Consider the following 6743-nt stretch of genomic DNA (forward strand, 5'->3'; position numbering starts at 1 on the left):
TTCGAATTTATTATTGACAGGTAGTATTCCTACTACCCACACATTGGTATTCGTCTTGTTCAGTTTTCAAAGGTCATGTCTCTCACGAGACAACTTAATCAGTTTATCAAAACTTCAATGGCTTGTCAACACTTTTGTTTAACTTTTTTGAAGTTTTTTTGTTTTCGTTCGTTTGAGCCGAACTATTCTACTGATTGCGTCCCGTTTAAGGAACTCTCCCTTCAGGACTTTATTAGTATACAACATGATGTTGGTCTTGGCAAGGGGAAAGTTTCATTTTTTTTATTTTTTTAGCTAAAAAACTCCAGCGATGTGCGCCGGAGTTTTTTTAGCTAGCTTATTGTTCTTCCTTAAGAAGAATATGAAGAGTTTCTAGCAAGTTGTCTTCATGGACTTCGATGCTAGATCCATTGGATTTGATTTTAACTTCAACAACACCGTCTGCTGCTTTTTTACCGACGGTGATACGGATTGGGAGTCCAATCAAGTCACTATCACTGAATTTAACCCCAGCCCGTTCATTACGGTCATCGGTTAGGACTTCATAGCCTTCTGCCATGAGGGCTGCTTCTAGACGTGCGGTTAAATCAAGGCTATCTTGGTCTTTGACATTAACTGGGATAAGGTGGACGTCGAAAGGTGCAAGCTCTTTAGGGAAGTTAATACCCCAAGAGAAACGGTAGTCGCCTTTAGGAGTTTTATTCACAAAAAGACGCGCATGTTGTTCCATGATTGCAGAGAGCAAGCGGCTTACTCCGATACCATAAGATCCCATTACGATTGGGATGGCGCGACCGTTCTCATCCAAGACTTTGGCGTCCATAGATTCGGAGTAACGGGTTCCCAACTTAAAGATGTGGCCGATTTCGATTCCACGTGCAAATTGCAATTGTCCCATGCCATCAGGTGAGATTTCCCCTTCCTTGACTTCCCGGATATCGACATACTCAGCCTGGAAGTCCCGACCTGGGTTGACGCCAGTTAAATGGAAATCATCTTCGTTAGCGCCAACAACGGCGTTACGAACATCTTGTACCTTACGGTCAGCAATGATGCGCACTTCTTCTGGTAGCCCCACTGGTCCCAAAGATCCAAAGCCAGCACCGAGAAGGGCTTGGACATCCGCATCTGTCGCCGGGTCCATGAAATCAGCTTCCAAGTAGTTTTTCAATTTCACTTCATTGACTTGATCATTCCCAACAAGGAGCGCCGCTACCGGTTTACCATCTGCCATGTAAATCATCGTCTTGATGGTTTGCTCCTCTGGGACGTCTAGCAATGCTGCAACAGCATCAATGGTCTTGGTATCTGGTGTCGAAACCTTAACAACTTCTTCTTCTGTTACAACGACATTTTTCGGCTTGTATTCATTGGTTGCCATCTCAAGGTTAGCCGCATAGCCAGATTCGCTTGAATACACAATGGTGTCCTCACCAGAAATCACCCATTTTTCCAACTCAGTACGGATGTCGGCCAAAACTTCTTCTGGAATTTCATCTAAGCTAGCAATAGATTTATCCAAGACCAACCACCGATCCAAGTCCGTCCGCTCTGGAGTGATCGCCATAAATTCTTGACTATCCTTACCACCCATAGCCCCACCATCACCGATGATGGCCTTATACTCCAAACTAGAACGATCAAAGATCCGCTCATAGGCTTGGCGGTAGTCCTCATAAGTCACATCCAAACTATCATAATCCGCGTGGAAACTATAGCCGTCCTTCATGATAAATTCACGAGTCCGCAGAAGCCCATTGCGAGGACGTTTCTCGTCACGGTATTTGGATTGGATTTGGTAAAGATTCATTGGCAATTGTTTGTAAGACTTAACGGAGTCCCGCACAACAACGGTCATGGTCTCTTCATGCGTTGGGCCTAGGATAAAGTCTGAACCTTCCCGGTTTTTCAATTTATACAAGTCTTCACCGTAAGTATCGTAACGGCCAGACTCACGCCAAAGATCTGCACTGAGAAGCGCGGGTGCGAGCATCTCCACCGCATCCATCTTGTCAAATTCTTCCCGCATAATGTGTTTTGCTTTTTCCAAAACGCGGTTAGCTAGCGGAAGGTAGGTATAAATCCCCGCAGAAACTTGACGAACGTACCCTGCCCGCAGCATCAAGGCGTGGCTAATAACTTGTGCATCACTTGGCATCTCCCGCAAAGTTGGGATTAGCATTTTACTCTGTTTCATTTACTCTCCTCTAAAAAAATGTTCGAATAATATCATTCCAGGTTACAGCAATCATCAGAAGAACCATGAGGCCCGCCCCTATCAAGGTCAGATAAGTTTCAGTCTCCCGTTTAACAGGCTTACGGCGGATGGCTTCAATGATATTCAATAGGATCTTCCCTCCGTCTAGGGCTGGGATCGGTAGTAAGTTAAAAATCCCGATGTTGATGGATAAGAATCCCAACAACTGAAGAACACTAACCCAACCATCGCGAGCTGCCATACTGGAAGCCTGATAGATGGCCACAGGACCACCCAGTCCATTCAGATTCGGATTAAAAATCAGATTGCGGATGGCAGTCACAATTTGTCCAGCTGCTGACGCTGCCATGGTGAAGCCTCCAGTTAGTTTCGCTGCCAGACTAGTATCCAGGGCAGGTAAGACACCAATACGGTAACTCCCATCAATCTCATCCAGCTGGACTTCCTGACTGTTATCGTTGACCTGAACCGATACCTTCCCATCCGTTGTTTTCTCGGTGGCTTTCTCAATAGCTGGAGAAATATCCGCATAATCTTCAATAGTGGTGTCCCCGATTTTCTCCAAGGTCACCTGACCGCTGTATCCAGCCTTGGCCAATGCTCCAGATTCCACGACCCGGACCTGGTTGGTATTTGGATTTGGCGCCCCTCCTTGTAGAAAGAGTAGGAGACTAAAGGCAACCACACCCAAAATAAAATTATTCATGGGACCTGCGAAGTTTGTCATGAAACGGCCCCACAGACTAGCGTTTTGATACTGGACATCCAGAGGAGCAATGCGCACTTCCGTTCCATCTTTTTCAATAATGGTCGCATCGTGATCTACCGCATAGCTCTGCTCCTGATCCATCAAAAGCCCCTTAATCGTTAGCGCCTCTTCCAAGTCATATTCCAAAACCTGCAAGGGCACAGCTTGTGGATCCAGTTGCTTCTTGGACAGATTGAGGCGAGTGACCACCCCTTGATCATTGAGACTTAGGGCAACCAGACTTCCCTTGGGAATCTCGACCCGGTCCTCCCCCCATCCAGCCATACGCACATAGCCCCCCAAGGGCAAGATGCGGATGGTATAGAGGGTTCCATCCTTACCTTGATGGCTAAAGATTTTCGGCCCCATACCAACAGCAAACTCTCGAACTAAGATTCCCGCTCTTTTGGCAAAAAGAAAATGGCCATATTCATGAACGATAACGATAACTGCAAAAATAAATAAAAAACTTAGAATTCCCATCATAGAGGCAACCACCCCCTCACTTTCTTCCGTGTTAATCGGTCTATTTCAAAGATGCGATCCAAATCCAAAGACTGGACCTCCTGATGCTCGTCTACCGCCCGTTGAATGAGGCTTTCAATGTCCAAGTAGGTGATTTGCCCTTTCAAAAAGGCTGCAACAGCCACCTCATTGGCTGCATTGTAGACAGCTGGGAAAGAACCCCCACGCCGACCCACTTCAAAGGCCAGGGCCAGCATAGGGAAGCGATCCATATCCATTTTTTCAAAATGCAGACTCCCAATTTCTGCAAGATCAAAGGGCTTGGGCTGGGAGATCGGCCGATGATAGGGATAGGTCAGAGCAAATTGAATCGGCTCTCGCATATCGCTGGGACCTAACTGAGCTAAAAAGGCTCCATCCTGCAGCTCCACCATGGAATGGAGGATACTCTCCCGGTGTTGGATGACTTCAATCTGGTCATAATCCCAACCAAAGAGATGGTGAGCCTCGATGACTTCCAAACCCTTATTGACCATGGTACTTGAATCAATGGTAATTTTGGCACCCATGGTCCAGTTGGGGTGAGCCAAAGCCTCCTCGACGGTCACACCTTCTAAGTCGGCCCGACTCTTGTCGCGGAAACTCCCCCCGCTAGCTGTCAGGACTAATTTTTTAACATCCTCCCGCCTCAAACCTTGCATGGCTTGAAAAATCGCGGAATGTTCTGAATCCACAGGTAATAGAGTGATTCCTTTCGCTCTGGCGGCGGCCATCACAAAATCGCCAGCCATAACCAGGGTTTCTTTATTGGCCAGGGCAATTTCCTTTTCGGCCTGAATGGCCGCCATGGTGGCCGCAAGGCCAACACTGCCCATGACTGCGTTGACCATGACATCATACTCCCCTTCCGCTGCATAAGCATCGAGGGTCTTGTAATGGACCAGGTTGGGGTAATCTGTGAGCAGCGCTTCTGCCAGACCTACATCTTCTACAACAACCGCAGCCGGTTTAAATTCCTCCACAATCGAACGAGCCGCTTCAAGGTTGGTCGCAAAACTAAAGGCCTTAAGCTGGAACTGATCGGGATAAGACCTTAGAATATCAAGTGTCTGCTGGCCGATGGAGCCCGTCGCCCCCATCACATAAATTTGTTTCATCTTAGAAGAACCCTGCTAGGTGCAAGAGCGGGAAGACGAAGAGGAGGCTATCAAAGCGGTCCAAGAGTCCTCCGTGCCCCGGGATAAAGCGGCCGGAATCCTTGACGCCATAGTGACGCTTGATGGAACTTTCAACCAAGTCCCCAAACTGTCCTGCTACTGAAAAGAAGATGGACAATACCAGAACAAGGAAGAAACTCCGTCCGTTAAAGGTACCCGGACTCACGAGATAATAGATGGCGGTGACCACCATCGCCCCCGCAATTCCCCCTAGACTCCCTTCAACGGTCTTATTAGGGGACACTTGCGGCAACAATTTCCGCTGGCCAAATCGCTTGCCCACGAAGTAAGCTAAACTATCAGTTGCCCACACGATAAAGAGTGCGTATAACACCTTATCCAAACCAGCCATCTGAGCCTCAACCAACATATGGAAACCGTAACCTACGTAAAAGGCCGAAGCTATCGGATAGACCGCATCGTCATAGCTATATTCTTCCACAAAGACCGTACTTCCCAAAATGCCTAAAGCTAAAACGGCAAAGAGCGAAATGTTTGAATCATTGGGTAAAAAAGAAAGGTAATTCTCTAAAGGCAAAGCCAAGACCAGCGCCGCAAGGGTTGCTAGAATTCCTTCTGGTGTATTAACAGCCAAACCTTTCATGGTAAAAAGTTCATAAACTCCCAACATCGCTAAGAGGCCAACGATAAATTGAAACGGGAGACCTCCGAACCACAAGAGAGCCAACAAGGCCACGGCTGCTCCCACTCCAAACAGCAGGCGATTCTGTAATTCTTTTTCCATCTAAACTCCTCCAAAACGTCGATTGCGCCGATTGTATTCTTGAACTGCCTCTTCTAGAGACTGGGCATCAAAGTCCGGCCACAAGGTGTCTGTAAAGTAGAACTCACTGTAGGCTGACTGCCAAGGCATGAAATTACTGAGACGCATCTCTCCACTGGTACGGATGATCAACTCCGGATCACGCACTTCTTCTGGTAAGACACCTGTATACAGATGAGAACTGATCACTTGGTCTGTAACCTGATCTGCTTCTAAAGCCCCAACTTGAACTTGCTTCACAATCTTTTGTACGGCCTTGGTCAATTCTGCTCGACCTCCATAGTTCAGTGCAAAGTTCAGAATCATCCCCTGGTTATCCGCTGTTAGCTCTTCAGCCCTGCGCAAAGAGTCCGAGGTTGCAGCAGGGAGGCGGTCCACATCACCAATCATCTGGATTTTCACTCCTTGACGATGCAACTCCGGTACATACCGGTCGTAAAACTCAACGGGCAAATTCATAATGAACTTGACTTCTTTTTCAGGCCGAGACCAGTTTTCTGTAGAAAAGGCGTAAACCGTCAAGACCTGTACACCCATCCGACTAGCAGCCTTGGCAACTTCTTGGAGAGCTTCCATACCCGCTTTGTGTCCCAATACTCGTGGCTGCATCCGCGTCTTCGCCCAGCGACCATTTCCATCCATAATGATGCCAATGTGCTTGGGTACCTGTAAAGAAGATTCATCTTCCTTATTTTTGAATCCAAACATAATCTTTTCCATTCTTTCTATTCTCCCTCAATACAGAACATTTCACACTTGGTATAGCAGTGCAAGCTTCTCCGAAAAGAAGCGAGAAGATTCGGTTCACTATCAAGTTTTCGGTGCAAACCGGCAACCAGAACTACGAATCACTTTTTGTATCAGTCTTTTTAGGAGAGTATGAATCAGTTCATTATACCACAAAAGCCCTAGGCATGGGAAATCACGCCGTTTTTTAGCACGACAAACGCATGAAGAAAACTCCCTATTGAAAATTTTCAGTAACCGATAAATATTCGTAAAAACGCCCTCTTAAGCCTATAATTAGCTTAGGAGGGCGTTTTTATGGATGTTATGATTTCATATTTAAAGTCTATTGAAGATAAGAGAGATAGTTGGAAAATTCGTCATACTCTCGTTGATATCGTTCTTCTTATTTTCTTTGCTCGCCTATCTGGAGCTGAGTATTGGGAGGATATTGAAGCTTTTGGGAAATGTTACGAACACAGTCTTCGTACGGTTTTATCCTTAGAAAACGGGATTCCATCACATGATACCATGCAGCGTGTCCTAGCGACTATAAATCCTAATGTTTTGATTAATCTCTCTATA

At 46.5% G+C, this 6743-nt stretch carries 6 protein-coding genes; 1 reads left to right on the forward strand and 5 read right to left on the reverse strand.

Going from position 1 to position 6743, the window contains the following annotated elements:
- Positions 1 to 337: 337 nt before the first annotated feature.
- The 5 genes from I2503_RS08775 to I2503_RS08795 are packed head-to-tail and all read right to left on the reverse strand — an operon-like array spanning position 338 to position 6140.
- A complete protein-coding gene (locus I2503_RS08775) occupies positions 338 to 2197 on the reverse strand; it encodes a proline--tRNA ligase (RefSeq protein ID WP_196967703.1) in 1860 nt (619 codons plus the stop codon).
- 10 nt (positions 2198 to 2207) lie between these two features.
- Positions 2208 to 3452 (reverse strand): RIP metalloprotease RseP, encoded by a 1245-nt coding sequence (rseP, locus tag I2503_RS08780; protein WP_196967704.1) that lies wholly within the window; start codon positions 3450 to 3452, stop codon positions 2208 to 2210.
- The gene (gene dxr, locus I2503_RS08785) at positions 3449 to 4588 is read right to left on the reverse strand and encodes a 1-deoxy-D-xylulose-5-phosphate reductoisomerase (RefSeq protein ID WP_196967705.1); all 1140 of its coding nucleotides are present in this window, start codon (positions 4586 to 4588) and stop codon (positions 3449 to 3451) included. The genes rseP and dxr overlap by 4 nt, the downstream gene beginning before the upstream one ends.
- 1 nt (position 4589) lies before the next feature.
- Positions 4590 to 5393 carry a phosphatidate cytidylyltransferase gene (locus I2503_RS08790; RefSeq protein WP_196092406.1) on the reverse strand — a complete coding sequence of 268 codons (804 nt, stop codon included), beginning with the start codon at positions 5391 to 5393 and terminating at the stop codon, positions 4590 to 4592.
- Positions 5394 to 6140 (reverse strand): isoprenyl transferase, encoded by a 747-nt coding sequence (locus I2503_RS08795; protein ID WP_196967706.1) that lies wholly within the window; start codon positions 6138 to 6140, stop codon positions 5394 to 5396. It lies immediately after the preceding gene.
- 336 nt (positions 6141 to 6476) lie between these two features.
- Here I2503_RS08795 and I2503_RS08800 point away from each other — a divergent pair.
- Positions 6477 to 6743: transposase family protein (locus tag I2503_RS08800; protein WP_196091374.1), on the forward strand; the 267-nt coding region annotated here is incomplete at its 3' end.

Source organism: Streptococcus sp. NLN64 (assembly GCF_015831295.1).
In the GTDB taxonomy this organism is placed as follows: domain Bacteria; phylum Bacillota; class Bacilli; order Lactobacillales; family Streptococcaceae; genus Streptococcus.

Coding starts and splice junctions, on each gene's coding strand:
- I2503_RS08775 (WP_196967703.1), bottom strand. CDS start 2,197: ATGAAACAGAGTAAAATGCTAATCCCAACTTTGCGGGAGATGCCAAGT.
- rseP (WP_196967704.1), bottom strand. CDS start 3,452: ATGATGGGAATTCTAAGTTTTTTATTTATTTTTGCAGTTATCGTTATC.
- dxr (WP_196967705.1), bottom strand. CDS start 4,588: ATGAAACAAATTTATGTGATGGGGGCGACGGGCTCCATCGGCCAGCAG.
- I2503_RS08790 (WP_196092406.1), bottom strand. CDS start 5,393: ATGGAAAAAGAATTACAGAATCGCCTGCTGTTTGGAGTGGGAGCAGCC.
- I2503_RS08795 (WP_196967706.1), bottom strand. CDS start 6,140: ATGTTTGGATTCAAAAATAAGGAAGATGAATCTTCTTTACAGGTACCC.